The 17,324-nt window shown below is 36.2% G+C and carries 10 protein-coding genes; 3 read left to right on the top strand and 7 right to left on the bottom strand.

The features are described from left to right. The first annotated feature begins 151 nt into the window (after positions 1-151). Positions 152-2,983 (top strand): excinuclease ABC subunit UvrA, encoded by a 2,832-nt coding sequence (gene uvrA, locus AC5YDH_RS04630; RefSeq protein WP_496117207.1) that lies wholly within the window; start codon positions 152-154, stop codon positions 2,981-2,983. A gap of 28 nt (positions 2,984-3,011) precedes the next feature. Here uvrA and AC5YDH_RS04625 read toward each other — a convergent pair whose 3' ends face one another. The 3 genes from AC5YDH_RS04625 to AC5YDH_RS04615 all read right to left on the bottom strand — a co-directional run bounded on the left by AC5YDH_RS04625 (position 3,012) and on the right by AC5YDH_RS04615 (position 6,584). Next, a complete protein-coding gene (locus tag AC5YDH_RS04625; protein WP_496117205.1) occupies positions 3,012-4,397 on the bottom strand; it encodes a hypothetical protein in 1,386 nt (461 codons plus the stop codon). Between the two features lie 5 nt (positions 4,398-4,402). After that, positions 4,403-4,759, bottom strand: coding sequence for a P-loop NTPase fold protein (locus AC5YDH_RS04620; protein ID WP_496117203.1), 357 nt, complete (start codon positions 4,757-4,759; stop codon positions 4,403-4,405). Between the two features lie 118 nt (positions 4,760-4,877). Beyond that, positions 4,878-6,584: a GGDEF domain-containing protein gene (locus tag AC5YDH_RS04615; RefSeq protein WP_496117201.1), complete on the bottom strand. Its 1,707-nt coding sequence runs from the start codon at positions 6,582-6,584 to the stop codon at positions 4,878-4,880. Between the two features lie 931 nt (positions 6,585-7,515). Between AC5YDH_RS04615 and omp33-36 the strand changes: the two genes are divergently transcribed. Beyond that, entirely contained in the window at positions 7,516-8,430 is a 915-nt protein-coding gene (gene omp33-36 / locus AC5YDH_RS04610) for a porin Omp33-36 (RefSeq protein WP_496117199.1), read from the top strand. Positions 8,431-8,478: 48 nt separating this feature from the next. Here the strand turns inward: omp33-36 and AC5YDH_RS04605 are convergent, their stop codons facing one another. The 3 genes from AC5YDH_RS04605 to AC5YDH_RS04595 all read right to left on the bottom strand — a co-directional run bounded on the left by AC5YDH_RS04605 (position 8,479) and on the right by AC5YDH_RS04595 (position 12,746). Further along, positions 8,479-10,452, bottom strand: coding sequence for a glycine betaine transporter (locus tag AC5YDH_RS04605; RefSeq protein ID WP_496117197.1), 1,974 nt, complete (start codon positions 10,450-10,452; stop codon positions 8,479-8,481). Positions 10,453-10,702: 250 nt separating this feature from the next. Beyond that, entirely contained in the window at positions 10,703-12,412 is a 1,710-nt protein-coding gene (locus AC5YDH_RS04600; RefSeq protein ID WP_496117195.1) for a cation acetate symporter, read from the bottom strand. 1 nt (position 12,413) lies between these two features. After that, positions 12,414-12,746 carry a DUF485 domain-containing protein gene (locus AC5YDH_RS04595; protein WP_496117193.1) on the bottom strand — a complete coding sequence of 111 codons (333 nt, stop codon included), beginning with the start codon at positions 12,744-12,746 and terminating at the stop codon, positions 12,414-12,416. 184 nt (positions 12,747-12,930) lie between these two features. Between AC5YDH_RS04595 and AC5YDH_RS04590 the strand changes: the two genes are divergently transcribed. After that, complete coding sequence (locus tag AC5YDH_RS04590; RefSeq protein ID WP_496117191.1) at positions 12,931-16,422, top strand: hybrid sensor histidine kinase/response regulator; 3,492 nt, start codon at positions 12,931-12,933, stop codon at positions 16,420-16,422. 50 nt (positions 16,423-16,472) lie between these two features. Here AC5YDH_RS04590 and AC5YDH_RS04585 read toward each other — a convergent pair whose 3' ends face one another. Beyond that, entirely contained in the window at positions 16,473-17,123 is a 651-nt protein-coding gene (locus AC5YDH_RS04585) for a response regulator (protein ID WP_496117189.1), read from the bottom strand. Between the last annotated feature and the right edge of the window lie 201 nt (positions 17,124-17,324).

Raw genomic sequence — 17,324 nt, 5'->3', positions numbered from 1 at the left:
TCTAGCACAGTTTTATACTGTGCTTTTATTTATGTCAGATTTAAAACAATCACCGTCATAAATTGACGTTTTAATTACTTTATTTTGCACTTGAACATTTTTCATGCGCTATCATATACCCTTATTCACGTACCCTTTTTGAGAAGTATTTATGAGTCAAAGTCATATCCGTATTCGAGGCGCGCGCACCCATAATTTAAAAAATGTGTCACTCGATATTCCACGTGACAAGTTTGTGGTAATCACGGGACTTTCAGGCTCAGGAAAATCATCTTTAGCATTCGATACTTTATATGCCGAAGGTCAACGTCGTTATGTAGAATCTTTATCTGCATACGCACGTCAATTCTTATCTCAAATGGAAAAACCTGAAGTAGATTCTATTGAAGGTTTAAGCCCTGCCATTGCCATTGAGCAAAAATCGACAAGTCATAACCCTCGTTCTACGGTGGGAACAATTACAGAAATTTATGACTATTTGCGTCTTTTATATGCCCGTGTAGGTACGCCTTTTTGTCCTGAACATGACTTACCCATGGTTGCTCAAACCATTTCAGAAATGGTCGATGCAGTAAAAGCGCTTGAAGAAGGTACAGCACTGATGTTACTTGCACCTGTGGTGCGAGATCGTAAAGGTGAATACAGCAATTTATTTGAACAATTACAAAGCCAAGGTTTTGTTCGCGCACGTGTCGATGGCGAAGTCATGGACATTGACCCTATTCCAGAACTCGATAAAAAGAAAAAACACACTATTGAAGTTGTAGTAGACCGCTTTAAAGTCCGTGATGATTTAGGCAACCGAATTGCAGAAAGCTTTGAAACAGCACTCCGTTTAGGTGGCGATATTGCCATTTTATCTTGGATGAAAGGCGAGCAAGCAGATCGTACTTTCTCTGCAAAACATTCATGCCCTGAATGTGACCGTGCCGTTGGCGAACTAGAGCCACGCTTGTTCTCGTTTAACAATCCATTTGGTGCTTGCCCAACCTGTGATGGCTTAGGTACACGCAGCCATTTTAGTGCTGAAAAACTTATTCCAAACCCTGAAGTTTCTATTAGCCAAGGTGCAATTCGTGGTTGGGACAGACAACGCCCCTACTACTACAGCATGATTCAAAAAGTTGCAGATCATTTTGGTTTTTCTGTAGATACGCCTTGGAATGAACTTGATGCAGATACTAAAAAGAAATTTTTATATGGCACAGGCAAAGACAAAGTCGATTTAAGTTATATCGATGAGCGTGGTCGCTCACATAAACGTGTACAAGCTTTTGAAGGAATTTTGCCTCATTTAGAACGTCGTTATCGTGAAACTGAAAGTAATTATGTCCGTGAAGATTTAGCACAGTATTTATCGAATGCAGCTTGTGACGTTTGTGATGGTTCACGTTTAAACGAAATCTCACGTAATGTAAAAATTTTAGATAAAACCATCGCCCAAATTACAAAAATGTCGATTGGTGATGCTGAAAACTATTATCAAGATGTTCAGCTTGAAGGTGCTAAAGGCGAAATTGGCGATAAAATTTTCAAAGAAATTCGTGAGCGTTTGCACTTTTTAGTATCTGTTGGTTTGAACTATTTAAGCCTTTCACGTTCTGCCGAAACGCTTTCAGGTGGTGAAGCACAGCGTATTCGTTTGGCTTCGCAAATTGGTGCAGGCTTAATGGGCGTAATGTACGTGCTCGATGAACCGTCTATTGGTTTGCATCAACGTGATAATGACCGTTTGTTAGAAACACTTGTTCGTTTACGTGATTTAGGCAACACCGTGTTAGTGGTTGAACACGATGAAGATGCGATTCGTGCTGCCGATCATATTATTGATATTGGTCCTGGTGCAGGTATTCACGGTGGTCATGTGATTGCCGAAGGAACTTACGATGAAATTTTGGCAAATCCAAAATCGCTTACGGGGCAATATTTATCTGGCAAGTTAAAAATTGAAGTACCCAAAGTTCGTGTACAACCGCCAAAACCTGAAGAACAAATTAAGCTGATGGGTGCAGCAGGTCATAACTTAAAAAATGTCGATTTAACCATTCCTTTAGGCATTATGACCTGTGTAACTGGTGTTTCAGGTTCGGGGAAATCAACCTTAATTAACCGTACACTTTTACCACTTGCGGCAACGCAATTGAATGGTGCAACAACGCTAACTGCGGAAAAATTCGATTCTATCGATGGTCTGCAATTTTTAGATAAAGTAGTCGATATTGACCAAAGTCCAATTGGTCGTACACCTCGTTCAAACCCTGCAACTTATACAGGTTTGTTTACACCAATTCGTGAATTATTTGCCCAAACCCCTGAAGCGAAAGCACGTGGTTATGCAGCAGGTCGTTTCTCGTTTAATGTAAAGGGTGGTCGTTGTGAAGCCTGTGAAGGTGATGGCATGATTAAAGTAGCCATGCACTTCTTACCCGATATGTATGTGCCTTGTGATGCTTGTCATGGTAAACGCTATAACCGTGAAACTTTGGAAGTTGGCTATAAAGGCAAAAACATTTCTGATGTTTTGGAAATGACCGTTGAAGATGCAATGCATTTCTTTGATGCAATTCCTGTAATTCACCGTCGTTTAGAAACATTGAATCAAGTTGGTTTAGGTTATATCCGTTTAGGTCAATCTGCAACTACCCTTTCAGGTGGTGAAGCGCAACGTGTGAAATTAGCACGTGAGCTTGCGAAACGTGATACGGGTAAAACCTTATATGTGCTCGATGAACCAACGACAGGTTTACATTTCCACGATATTGCGAAGTTACTCGATATTCTTCATGAGCTTCGCAATAAGGGAAATACCATTGTGGTGATTGAGCATAATTTAGATGTAATTAAAACTGCCGATTGGATTATTGATTTGGGTCCTGAAGGTGGTGCAGGTGGCGGTATGATTATTGCCGAAGGGACACCTGAAGAAGTTGTGAAAAATAAGGTTTCGCATACAGCGAGATTCTTAAAGGCAATGTTGAAATGATTTGGAAAGGGCTCATAAGAGCCCTTTTTTATTTATCAATTCTTGAAATTAAAAAATCATAATAATTCTTATGAAACTCAGATAACCCTTTCTTTTCTTCTAAAATTTCTTTAAAAAGAGTTTTTAAATTTTGGGGAAATTTTTCAACCAATACCATTACAGATATATTTGAAAAACGCTCATCTTGGAAATAATTAATCTCGACAAATTGCTTTAAATCTTCTTTATTCATTCGATTTATAACTAGCTCATGCTCCTCTGACCATTGCTCAACAATAAGATAAGCATTTATCGAATCGATTACAGAGGGTAATCCTATTAGTGGATTTTCTTTAAAGTAATCATCTATAAAATCACCAAATCTATGCTCACCTTGTCCAAAGGCATTTCTTCCTCTAAATGCTTTTCGATCATATTCAAGTTGTTGAGCAATCCATTCTTTTACTTTTTCCTCTAATCTCTTAGATTTATCAATAGCTCCTAACTTTTCTAAAATAGTTATAGCAAAGTCTAGATTTCCTAAATTTGCTAGCCCAATATTTTTTATACTTGAAACAAAGAATCTCTGAGAAAAAGTATGATCTGCTTTGCAATTCCAAAATTCGTGAAATAATTGATGAAATTCATTATTAATTATTAATTTTTCATCTGAAATTAAATCCGATTCTGCTAATACTTTCATTTTTTCAAAATCTAAAATATCTCTCTGCTCAAACCATTTTTTAAACTCAATTAACCATTCATCCATTCTATATGCCAAAATATTGGAAAAGCTTCTAATTTTATTAAATAATTCAGGCTCTTTAATTTGTTCTTCATCAGCCTTGTACTTCTTATTCAATGTTACAGAAATAGGACGCTTTAACGGAAAATCATTCCATTGAACTTTTAAACTTTCTCCAAAATCCTCTATAAAATAGCCTTGTAATATTCGAACTAAAATAATCTCTTTGGTCGAATAAGCAACTTCATTTGATAATTGCTCTATAAATTGCTTATAAAGCTTTATCACTTTTTGAAAAAACCTAAAATTATGAATTTCTAACTTCTCAGCAAATTTCACCATTAAATCAACTAATGGTTTATCAATCTCTGCCTCTTCAGATTTCGCTCGAATCAAAGGTTCAACAGATGTGATTTTTATCGTTTCATCTATCAGTTTTTCTTTATATTCAGCATATTTTCTCTTATTTTCTTCATCATTTTTAGACTCATCCAAAATCAATATAACTTGACAGTTTCGTTCCAACTTTAATTGATTGGCTAAGCCCATTACATCTTGGATTTTTAATTTATCCGACAGTCTTTCAAAATCATCAAAACAAATAATTGCATCTCTAACTTGCTGATATAAAAGCGACTCTAATAAACGAGCTGAACCGCTAATACCATATTCACTATTATTAAATTTCACATCTCTTAAACCTGATAATAATTTTTTAATAGTTTTGGAACTTCTAAATTTTTATCTACATTTTCATTAAAAGAGTTACTGCTCATATTCATAGAAATAGCTGCCCTAAAGTCTGCTAAGTTTTCTATGCCAAATAAAGATACGTATGAATACTTTTTATTAAATAGATTTTTATGTTTTTCTCGAATCGAAAAAGGTAAATATTGGCGGTCTTGTTCAGCTTTGGCCTTTTCATTTATAAAATTATTCCAAAAGAATGTTTTCCCAACGCCCCAACATCCTGTAATCGCGACAGCAAAACCCTCATTATTATTTTTTCTAAAAATATCTTCTAAGCGCTTTTCTTGCTCTTTAACATTCATAATCATAGTCTTACAAAACACTTAAAATAGTTATAACTCAAGTACTTTATAAAACCAAACCATCTAAAATAGATTTTCTAATTAAAATAAATTCAACAAACTTAAAGGCTGTTTCAGATCAACCTAAAACAGCATTTTTACCCTGAGTTTTCACATTCAACAATGACTTATCTGCACGCTCTAAAAGTGCCATCCAAGAATTAGCACCAACCGCAACACCAGCACTTACAGATACATTCACAACTTCATTTAACTCTTTAATATAACAATCTGACTGATGAATCGATTGACGAATTCGCTCTGCCAAAATCAAAACATCTTTAAAATTCGCATGATCAACAATAATTAAAAACTCATCACCGCCATAACGCACAACAAGTTCAGATGATGTTAAGTGCTCTTTTAAAGTATCCGCAACAAACTTAATGACCTGATCGCCAATAATATGTCCCAGACGATCATTCACAATTTTAAAATCATCAATATCAATAATAATTAAACCTGTTTGCGTTAAACGCTCAGGTCTAAGCTCAAGTAAACGAAGATATTCATTCAATGCCAAACGATTCGACACACCTGTCAAAACATCAGTATTGGCAATATTACGCAATTGAAATTCTAGAATATCTCGCTGTTGCAACATTGTTTGCAGTTTCTGAATTGCTTCAAATAGTGAAATTTCATTCTGATTATCAATCACCTGATCTGAAATACTTTTATACTCATCAGAAAGCTCTAAAATTTTTTGTCTTGCTTCAATTAATGGTGCAAAAACCTTTCTGCGAGCATAAATTAAAGTAAATAATGCTGAAAATAATGAAATTATTGACACCACTAAGGTAAACAAAAAATTTCTAAATTCTTTTTTATAGCTACGCTCAACTGAAGCCAAACTACTTTTTAAAATATAACTTTGTAAATCTACAACCGTTGCAAACTTACCCACCATTTCTTTAGTCAATTCTGTCGCTGCCAATGAATATGGCTTATGTTCTCTACTTTCTTGAAGTAATTTAGTAACAATAGGAATACCTTTATTAATAAACTCCGCCTGAACTTTTTTATGTAAATTTAAATATTCTTCAGTACGTTGTTCCGATGGTTGTAAAGTATTTATTAAATCCCACAAATAATGAACTTGATACTGATTTTGCAACGAGTTGGATTCGTTAAGTACAGAGATCGGCTGTTGATAAGTTAATGCAGCCATAATTGATGAAGCAACTCGCCCTGCTTGATCTCTTAAATCTGCCAATAACAGTACTAATGTATAGTTATCTGAAATATTTGATGTACGACCAACAGAACGATAAACAATACTTTTTAAAACATCATGCGTAGAATCCCAAGCAACAAACATTTTTTTAATTGCCAAATCTAACTGTTCTTCACTTCTTTGTGAAACAGGTGCTTCTATATATTGATCTACAGCCGTACGCCCTTCATCTAACTTTTTAATAAGATGAATATAAAGTTGTTCAGATTGCTCTGAAAAACCATGACTATTTAATACATAAATCGTTTTTTCAATTTGTCGATCTACTTGTTTTCTATATTCAATAAGCTCAATTAAATTTGTCTTTAACTCTATAGGCGAACTAGACATTGCTTTATTCGCAGGTGCACGCTCTTTGGAAATATTATTCGCCAATTCTACAACATCTTGCAAAACTAAGATTTCAGACAACGCTAGTTCTGATTTTTTATAATTAAAATAGCTATTTACAGTTAAAGGAATAGAAATAATTAACAATGAAGCAATAATGATACTCATCGACCAAAATAATCTAGATCGAATATGTTCCGAACGTAATTTCTGCTTCATTAGAGCCTATCCTCTAGTGCACAAAGGTCAAACTTCCAACCTTTCATTTTTTAAGATTACATAATATACAAATGTTAACAATAAACATACTGTAAAATTTAAATGCTTTAAACTAATTAATTCAATTGATCTTTCAATCATTTATTTTAAACAACTAACATATTCCCCTTACTTAAAATAAATTCAGCCAAAGTTACTAGAGGACATTTTTCCAACAAATATAATAAAAAAACTAGGTCAATTATTTACAGTTGCATCAAATGAGTGCATAATGCACCTCATTAGGGCAAATAAATAAATTCCTCAGCAGATTTATGGATTTACCCGCAAATTTTGGCGATAAAAAAATCAGCTTCTATAAGAAGCTGATTTTTTTTTGTCTAAAATTAAAAACATATGTATTTAATTAATAATTATTGCACCATATTGGTGCTTACATATTTTTGATAAAAAAAAGCTCAACCTTGGGGAAAGTTGAGCATGTAAAAGTAAATCTTGTGTGGAGAATTAAGCACATTTCAAAGCTTAATTAAGATCAATTTCATATGTTAAATTGACTAAATCCAACCAATACAATCAGGTTATTGAATAATTATTCAATATATTTCTTGATATGTAAAGTGTTTTTAAAGGCTTTCTCTGCCTTCGATTTATGAAAAATTAATGTAAAAGTTAACAAAGATTTAGCATTTCATGATTTTATATTTAGATAAACATCGTTGTTTTAATCTATTATTACAATAATAAATTTTTTACTTAAGTACATCATATTCTTATGAAATTAGTTATTAGATCATTGTAAAACCAAATTTTTTTTTGGTTGACAAACAATCACCCAATAGATCATTTTTTATCCACAAAAAAAATAATGCAATTGCACAATCCAATTATGTTACTTAAGTTCATTGACTTAATAAATTGTTACAATACAATGACAACCGAATTCCCTTTTTTTATAAAACTGGTAACTATCATGAAAAAACTCGGTTTAGCCACTGCATTATTATTAGCAATGACCGGTGCTCAAGCATACCAAGTAGAAGTTCAAGGTCAATCTGAATTTGTTGATGCTAAAGAAGCTCACAAAAACTTCACTGGCGCTGCTGCTGGTACTTACTATTTCAAAAATGTAGATTCTTCTAAAGGTCCTTTAGCTGAAGCTGCTTTTTTAAACCAAGCATCTAACGTTTCTGTTGCGTATAACTACGGTGAGTTCAAAGCTACAAACGAAAATCGTGTAGCTAGCCAATCTTATGGCGTTAAAGGTGAAACATACATCCCTACTTCTGTAGTGCCTGTATATGCTAGCGCTGCTTATAGCCACACTCATAACGATACTAAAGGTTCTTCTGAGAAAGACAATGGTGACCGTTATGCATTAGAAGTTGGTGCAGTAGTTACTCCTAATTTCTTAGTTGCTGTAGGTTATACAAGCGTTAACACTCAACGTTCTTATGATGCTAACAGCATTCTTGAAAACGGTGTTATCAAAGCTGCTTTAGAATCTGATGCTATTGGCAACAAAAAAGATGTTGTTACTGCTCGTACTAAATATGTAGGCGCTATCGATGGTACTGACATGTCTATCGGTTTTGATGCTGGCTTAGTTTATGGTCGTGATACTGCTTATAACTTAGGCACTACTCTTTACCTTAATCCAGCTCTAAGCGTTGGTGCTTCTTTTGTGAACACTAATGCAAATAACAACGCTAAAGCTTGGGGTGCTAACGTAAACTACTTCATCACTCCAGCTGTTGCTGTTGGTGTTGATTATGTTAATGCTACAACAGATGCAACTGAGAAAAATGCTCAATCTGTTGGCGTAAATGCTAAATTCCGTTTCTAATTTAAATTAGATTCTGAATATGAAAAAGGACGCTTATGCGTCCTTTTTTTATGGCTGTTCCATTCGCACTAAACTTAAAAAGTGTAAATGGCGTTCATATTGATCGAGGATATCCTGAATCAAATCCTCTTGTGTCCAATTAATAACATCATAATTTTGCCCACCTTCACGCAAGAAAACTTCTGCTTGATAATTCTGCAGATCATCTGCTTGCGATTCCGTCATAAAACTAGGCGTTGTTGTTTCGCGTGAGATAACTTGATATACAAAATTAATTTCATCGTGGTGGTTCACCCATAGCGCCAACCCACCATCAACCTCTTGAATAGAAATATCAAAATCACGGCGATTAAATTCTTTTTGTAAACTTAAAAAGGCTTTTTGCACCACATCTTCAATATAACAATCTACTTCTTGCTGCGTATGCGGATAGTGCATAATTAACCCTAAACGCTGCTGCCAACTTCTTGGATTTTTAATTGCGCGAGGGGTAATTCGAGCATCTTGCAATGCTTGCATTTTGGTGACATCTAATCGCAATGCCTTGACCAAGCCCCAGCAAATTAACAGCATAATAAACGTAAAGGGTAATGCGCTCAGCATCGTTGCAGACTGTAAAGCACCTAAGCCACCATTTAACAAAAGTACAATCGCCAAAAATGCCATCAAAACTGTCCAAAATAGACGCTGCCATATTGGTGAGTTTTCAGACTTTGCAGTTAAATAATCGGTCACCAAAGCACCCGAGTCCGCCGAAGTCACAAAAAATAGCATAACTAAAACTGTCGCAAGTAAGCTCATAAACCCTGGGAAAGGCAATGTATTTAAAAACTCAAATAATGCAACGGATGAGTCTTGTTGAACTGCTGTAACTAGTGTTGTATTTGCTTCATTTAAAATACTGTTTAATGCAGCATTTCCCATAAAGCCCATCCAAATGAGGGTAAACCCTGTCGGAATAAAAAGTACGCCTACAATAAATTCTCGGATGGTACGCCCTTTAGACACACGGGCAATGAACATACCAACAAATGGTGACCATGAAATCCACCATGCCCAATACATAATTGTCCATCCACCAATCCATCCATTCGGCTGATAGGCATAAAGATTAAAAGTTAAGGTAAATAAATTAGAAACGTACTGTCCTGCATTTTGAATTGTTGTTTGCAGTAAATAAATGGTCGAGCTTGCAAAGAAAATAAATAATAAAAGTATCAACGCTAACACGATATTTAATTCTGAAAGACGCTTAATTCCTTTATCTAAACCTAGAAATACAGATAAGGATGCCATCGTACTCACCACCATAATTAGAATTAATTGGGTTGTTGGAGACTGCTCTACACCAAATAAATAATTGAGACCTGAGTTAATTTGGGTCACACCAAATCCTAAAGTCGTTGCTACACCAAATACCGTACCAATCGTGGCAAATGTATCTACACCATCTCCAATTGGTCCATAAATTTTATTGCCAATTAAAGGATATAAAGCAGAACGAATTTTTAAAGGTAAATGATGTCGATACGCGAAATAAGCAAGTGCTAAACCAACAATGGTGTAAATTGCCCAAGCATGTAAGCCCCAATGGAAAAAGGTTACTTTCATGGCTTGCTGTGCAGCCTGAATCGTTTCTGGTTCTCCTGTAGGAGGAGATACATAATGCATAACAGGTTCGGCAACACCAAAGAACATTAACCCAATGCCCATTCCCGCAGTAAATAGCATCGCGAACCAAGAGCCATTACTATACAAAGGCTGACTATGATCGGGTCCAAGTTTAATTTTCCCCATATCTGATACAGCAATGTAAATCAGAAGGATCAAAAAGATCGCAACTGACAATACATAGAACCAACTAAATGAATCTGTAACCCATTGCGTAAGTTGTTTCGTTAATAAATCAAACGAATTTGGTGCAACTAAAACCACCATAAGAAACAAACCAATAATTGCTACTGTGCTAACAAATACATTTGGATTGATATTCCCATACCATGCTAATTTTTTAGAAGGCATATTTCCCCCATCTTAATTATTTATAAAAACAGAAAGACCGTATGGTCAAAAGAAGACATTCACCGTGGGTGAATAAAGAGCGTTTTGAACTTTTTAAGCAGGAATACAGAATAATTTACTGTTAAAAATAAAGCTGTTAGATATCTGTTTTATTATTGTTAATACCTTTTTTTACATTAAATAAAAGTTGAAACTAAATTTTAGATCATAAAAAACCCCTTTCGGGGTTTCTTATTTGAAGCAATTCATTTTAGTGGTCAGATGCACCTGAAATACCAACACCAGTTTGTGAACGTACAAACTGTGCATCAAATGCTTTACGTTCTGCTTGTGCTTGTGCTGAATTATCAGTCACAGAGAACAACCAGCAGCAGAAGAATGATAATGGCATTGCGAAAATTGCAGGACCATTAAATGGGTTAATTGGAGTTTCAGAAATAGCCAATGTATCTACCCAAACAGCTTTAGATAGAATAATAAGCGTTACCGCTGTTACCAGACCAACTACACCACCAACAACCGCACCACGTGTTGTTAAGCCTTTCCAGAACATTGAAAGAACAAGAACTGGGAAGTTTGCACATGCTGCTACAGAGAATGCTAGACCAACCATAAATGCAACGTTTTGTTTCTCGAACAAAATACCTAAAATCATTGCAAAAATTGCTAAACCTAAAGTTGCAATTTTAGACATACGAAGTTCAGATTCAGGTGTTGTTTGACCTTTCTTGAATACGTTTGCATATAAGTCATGAGAAATTGCAGAAGCACCAGATAACGTCAAACCAGCTACAACCGCAAGAATTGTTGCGAATGCTACAGCTGAAATAAAGCCCATGAACAAGTCACCGCCTAACGCATCAGACAAGTGAACCGCTGCCATGTTATTACCACCAACAAGCTCTAACTTGCCAGTAACTGCCATTTTTGCAACATCAAGGAATTGAGGGTTATTCGATACATAAAGAATCGCACCAAAACCAATAATGAATGTTAGAAGGTAGAAGTAACCAATAAAGCCTGTAGCAACAACTACAGATTTACGTGCTTCTTTTGCATCTTTAACTGTAAAGAAACGCATCAAAATGTGTGGAAGACCTGCTGTACCAAACATTAATGCAAGACCTAAAGAAATTGCATCAATTGGATTTGCAGCAAGTTTACCTGGTCCCATAATGCCACTAGCTTGCTCTAAAGTTACATCATGAACTTTAGCGAAAACTTGAATAGATTGTGAGAACATTTCAGTGAAGCTAAAACCAACGCCTTTCATTACCATAAATGCCATGAAAGTTGCACCTGAAAGCAACATCACCGCTTTAATGATTTGCACCCAAGTTGTTGCCAACATACCACCAAACATTACGTATGCCATCATGAGTAAACCCACAATTACCACAGCAATATTATAGTTTAAACCAAACAATAGTTTGATTAGCTGACCTGCACCTACCATCTGTGCAATTAAATAGAAAGCAACAACAACTAATGAGCTAACAGCAGCCAAAGTACGTACAGGTTTCTCCGCTAAACGGAAAGAAACAACATCAGATAAGTTGAACTTACCTAGGTTACGTAAGCGCTCGGCAACCAAGAACAATACAATTGGCCAACCTACCATGAAACCTAATGAATAAAGTAAACCATCGAAACCTGACATGAATACCATGGCAGAAATACCGAGGAATGATGCTGCCGACATATAGTCACCAGCAATAGCTAAACCATTTTGGAAGCCCGAAATACCACCGCCTGCTGTATAGAAGTCATTGGTACTAGTTGTTTGCTTTGCAGCCCACTTGGTAATAAATAATGTTGCACCAACAAAAATCACAAACATGATAATTGCGTGCCAGTTTGTTGCTTGTTGTTCCGCCTCGCCTAAATCTGGGCCAGCAAATGCCATGCCTGACATAAGTACCGTAGATGCGACAAGTGCTTTAAGTGAATTCCATTTCATCTTAATTCTGTCCTTTTTCCTGAGCAATTGCTTCAACTTCACGAATTGCTTCTTCGTTTAATTTATCTAGCTTATTGTTTGCGATGTATGAATAAACACCACATAATAAAAAGGATAAAACGATAATGCCCAGACCTAGAGGTATACCCCAAGTGGTTACACCACCAGAGATTGAACTAAGAAGAAATTCTTTGTTGTAACCAACTAAAAGCATGAAACCTACATAGACAAAAAGCATAATGGCAGTTAAAGTCCAACTTAATGTACTTTTTTTACTTACCATTTCCTTAAATTTTGGATTTTGTAGAATACGTTCTACTTGTTTATCATCCATTAAACAGACTCCTTAACATGTCCAACCTTGGACACAACATTTTTAATTCGAATTCTCACTCTTCAAAGTAACAATCTTAAACATGCTTGTAATTTAGACTTTGGTCGCTAAAAAATAATCAATTTAAACTGCCAAGTTCATGAATAGAGTATGATTAACTTATAGATCTTGTGCTGTGGGCAATATGAATAGCTGGCTTATTATTGGGGTGCTTGCCCTTTATATCGCATTACTTTTTATGTGTGCATTTTTTGGTGAAAAGCATGCAAGTCGCCTAAGTACCCGTGGCAGAATGTTTTTATTTAGCCTCACACTGGGTGTCTATTGTTCTTCATGGACATTTTATGGCTCTACAGGTGCAGCAGTAAGACAAGGTATTCTGTTCTTACCCATCTACTTAGGTCCCTTACTTTTTGTGGCTTTAGGCTATGACATTTGGCGACGCTTAGGTCGAGTAAGACAGCATCATACTATTTCATCTATTGCCGACTTTATTGCAGCCCGTTATGGTAAAACTGGAGCACTTGCCTCTTTAGTCACTATTTTGGCCGTTATTGCTATTGTTCCTTATTTGGCGTTACAGCTTCGTGCAATTGCACTCAGTGCCGCTGTAATTTTAGAACCTGCTGCTGGCGTTGCAAGTACCACAAACAGCGTTTTATTCTTAACAAGTGTTTTAGCTATTTTGGCTATGATTTTTGGTACACGCCAAATTGCCAATACAGAACAGCACGGCGGTCTGATGCTTGCTGTAGCATTTGAATCTTTTGTAAAACTTTTTGCCTTACTTGCTGTGGCTTGTTTCTTTATTTTTGACTCCCCAGAAAATATTCATATTATTTCACGAGATGTTTCTCATACATTCAATGAAGTTAAAATGTACGGTGTACCTGATACCTTTTGGGTTCAAACCTTACTTGCAGCACTTGCTATTATTTGCTTACCTCGCCAATTTCACGTTGCCGTTGTTGAACTTCGAGATGAAAAACATATTCGAGGTGCAAGACGTTGGTTTGCGGTTTATTTAATTTTAACCACTATTGCGATTATTCCTATTGCAAGTTGGGCTATGCATGCTGCCCCACAATATTTAGCAATTCCTGATATTGCTGTTTTATCTTTACCTTTAAGCTATAACCAAGATTGGTTAGCTTTACTTGCATTTTTAGGTGGATTTTCTGCCTCTACAGGCATGTTGCTTGTTTCTTCTGTTGCACTGTCTATTATGCTTAGTAACGACTTAATTATGCCTGCTTTATGGCGTTTTAAAATCTTTACTCGCCATGATAAGCGCCTACCATTAGTCCTTAAATTTACACGTCGTGTATGTATTTTAGTGGTGATGTTGCTCGGCTTTTTATTCTTCCACTTTTTTAATGACATTGACCAACTTTCTGTCTTTGGCTTACTTGCATTTAGTGCTGTAGCACAATTTGCACCTGCACTAATTGGCGGTCTGTATTGGCGAGGTGGTAGTAAACAAGGCGTTTATGCAGGCTTAATTACAGGCTTTGCTGTATGGGCTTACACCTTATTATTACCGACTATATTAAGAAGTTTACCGCAGAATTTTCATGATTTTGTACATTCTTTCTTAACTTTTGGCCCAGCAGGTATTGACTGGTTACGTCCTGAAGCCCTGCTAGGTTTTCAATCTTTAGCACCTCTCACACATGGTGTTGTATGGTCTTTGGGCTTGAATATCGTTCTATATATTTGGGTTTCTCGTATATTCCGTCCAAGTGTTGCAGAACAAATACAAGCGGAAAGCTTCTTTTATTATGAAACTAAGCCATTACCATCTCAAAACACAAACAATGAAGTGAGTTTTTCTCATCAAGATGTTGCTCGTTTAAAAGTTCGCGACTTAATTACACTTGCAAAACGTATTACTGGCGAAGAGCCAACCATAAAAGCTTTTGAACAATTCTGCACATTGAATAATGTAGAACTCAATGAAAATAGTAGTGCGAATGGTATGTGGTGGCGCTTCACCGAACAATATTTAGCAGGAACTATTGGTGCAGCATCTGCACGTACTTTACTAACCACAGCTATGGTCAATAATGGTCTTGCGATTGGGCAAGTTGCCAATATTCTAGACCAAGCATCTCAATGGCAGCGTTTTAATCAAAACTTGATTATGACCATGATCGATCACATGACCCAAGGTGTTAGTGTTGTTGATGCCAATATGTGTTTAGTTGCATGGAACAATCAATATTTGAAATTGTTCGACTATCCACGAGATATTGTATATGTCGGTTGCCCAATTTCAGATCTTATTCGTTATAACGCAGAACGTGGAGAATGTGGTCCAGGTTCTGTAGAAGAACATGTTCGTAAACGTATGCATTGGATGCGTGTGGGTAGCGCACATGAATTTGAGCGTATTCGTAAAGATGGTCGCGTTATTCAAATGCGTGGCAACCCAATTGAAGGTGGTGGTTTTGTTACAACATTTGCAGACATTACTGCCTTCCGTGAAAACGAAGCAGTACTTGAAGGTCGTGTTCAAGATCGAACACAACAATTAGCAAATGCCCTTTCAGAGCAACAACTTGCTCGAGAACAAGCCGACCAAGCCAACATGTCAAAAAGCCGATTTATTGCCGCTGCCAGCCATGATTTATTACAACCTATGCACGCAGCACGCTTATTTAGCACAGCCTTAGAACAAAGTGTGCAATGTGATGATGATCGGAAAACGCTACAGCAACTTGATCGAGCATTACATGGTGCAGAAAGCATGTTGTCAGCATTATTAGATATTGCACGTTTAGAAGGTGGAACCATCCAACCGAAACGTCAATCTTATCCATTACATGACTTACTTAGTGATTTAGAACTTCAATTTAAATCAATTGCAGCGCAACGTAATATTAAGTTCAGTGTACATGATGCCCAATTTTGGATTGATACCGACCCGCAATGGATTCGTCGTATTATTCAAAACTTTGTGAGTAATGCACTGCGTTATACGGCTAAAGGGCGCGTTGTAGTCGGAATTTTACGTTCGGCTGAAAAACCTCAACATATTCGAATAGGCGTTTGGGATACAGGACCAGGGATCGCAGAAGAACAACGCATTAAACTTTTCCAAGAATTTGAACGTTGTGGACATACATCTCCATGGGGCGAACAAGGACTTGGACTCGGTCTTGCTATTGTTAAACGTATGACCAGTCTCTTGAACTACCCTGTCCATGTGTATTCTACTTATGGAAAAGGTTCATGCTTTATCATTGAAGTTCCAATTGTAGAAGCACCGAAAGTCATTGCTGCACCAACTCAAGCAATTCCATTAAAGTCCAAAGCATATAAAATTTTATGTCTAGATAATGATGAGGCGATTTTAGAAGGTATGACAACCCTACTTACAAAATGGGGCTATCAAGTCTTTAAAGCGACTGAACCTGAACAAGCAGCTGAAATTATTCAACGTGAAAATATTCAAGTTTGGTTGGTCGATCAGCATTTAAACAACAATAAAGTCGGACTCGATTTTATTTTGGAACATCGTCAGGAAAATACCCCAGTTGCACTTATTACAGCAGATTCTGATCCTGAACTACCGCAAAGACTCAAAGAGCTAAATATTATTTTACTAAGAAAACCATTGAAACCTGCCTCATTACGCTCATGGTTATCTGGTTTAAAAATTAGTAATTCTTAAATTCTAGCCATAAAAAAAGACCTCATTAAGAGGTCTTTTTTTATTTCAATTTAAATATTTTTTTCTTCAATATTTAGTGCATTAATTGCCAATACCGCTTGTGTACGATTTTGTACACCCAACTTACGGAAAATTGCAGTAACGTGCGCTTTAATTGTCGCTTCCGATACATCTAGCTCATACGCAATTTGCTTATTTAATAAGCCTTCTGCCACCATCATTAATACACGGAACTGTTGTGGTGTTAATGACTGAATACGTTCTGCTAATGCAGTTTCATCAGCCGCACGAGGATCAAAATTCAAGTTTGCAGGTAAATTTGGTGGTAACCAAATTTCACCTTCCAATACTTGACGAATTGCTTCGCCAATATTGCTCGGATGTGCTGATTTAGGAATATATCCCATAGCACCATGTGCAATTGAGCGTTGGATAATCGACACTTCTTCGTGTGCAGATACAACTATTATTGGTAATGCAGGATACTGTGCTCGAACATGCACCAATGCTGAGAAACCTGAAGCACCTGGTAGGTTCAAATCAAGTAAAACTAGATCAGGCTCTGGTCCCTTTTCTAAGCGTTCATAGAATTCATTTACAGCTGCAGTTTCATGAATTTGAGCTTGAGGTAAACTATAACGAACAGCCTGAATTAAAGCATGACGAAATAATGGATGATCATCAACGATTAAAATATTCATAAATCACGAGAGAGATCTAGTGCACGGTGAGCCTATTCTAACCACACATCCCTATAGATGGATATGCAAAATAACTATATTTTGCATTTAATTATTCATTTTTTTCATAAATTTAAATTTTTCTTATTATTTCCACATTTTTGACTTAATAAATCTATTTTTCATATAAATTTTATCTATACATCTAAATAGCTTATCTAC

The sequence above is a fragment of the Acinetobacter sp. FY683 genome (genome assembly GCF_059515885.1).
This window is presented reverse-complemented; position numbering and strand designations above follow the sequence as displayed.

What these genes read in the sequence shown, in the direction of transcription:
- omp33-36 (WP_496117199.1), top strand. Translation starts at nt 7,516, where the DNA reads ATGACAACCGAATTCCCTTTTTTTATAAAACTGGTAACTATCATGAAA.
- AC5YDH_RS04620 (WP_496117203.1), bottom strand. Translation starts at nt 4,759, where the DNA reads ATGAATGTTAAAGAGCAAGAAAAGCGCTTAGAAGATATTTTTAGAAAA.
- AC5YDH_RS04615 (WP_496117201.1), bottom strand. Translation starts at nt 6,584, where the DNA reads ATGAAGCAGAAATTACGTTCGGAACATATTCGATCTAGATTATTTTGG.
- AC5YDH_RS04605 (WP_496117197.1), bottom strand. Translation starts at nt 10,452, where the DNA reads ATGCCTTCTAAAAAATTAGCATGGTATGGGAATATCAATCCAAATGTA.
- AC5YDH_RS04590 (WP_496117191.1), top strand. Translation starts at nt 12,931, where the DNA reads ATGAATAGCTGGCTTATTATTGGGGTGCTTGCCCTTTATATCGCATTA.
- AC5YDH_RS04595 (WP_496117193.1), bottom strand. Translation starts at nt 12,746, where the DNA reads ATGGATGATAAACAAGTAGAACGTATTCTACAAAATCCAAAATTTAAG.
- AC5YDH_RS04585 (WP_496117189.1), bottom strand. Translation starts at nt 17,123, where the DNA reads ATGAATATTTTAATCGTTGATGATCATCCATTATTTCGTCATGCTTTA.
- AC5YDH_RS04600 (WP_496117195.1), bottom strand. Translation starts at nt 12,412, where the DNA reads ATGAAATGGAATTCACTTAAAGCACTTGTCGCATCTACGGTACTTATG.
- uvrA (WP_496117207.1), top strand. Translation starts at nt 152, where the DNA reads ATGAGTCAAAGTCATATCCGTATTCGAGGCGCGCGCACCCATAATTTA.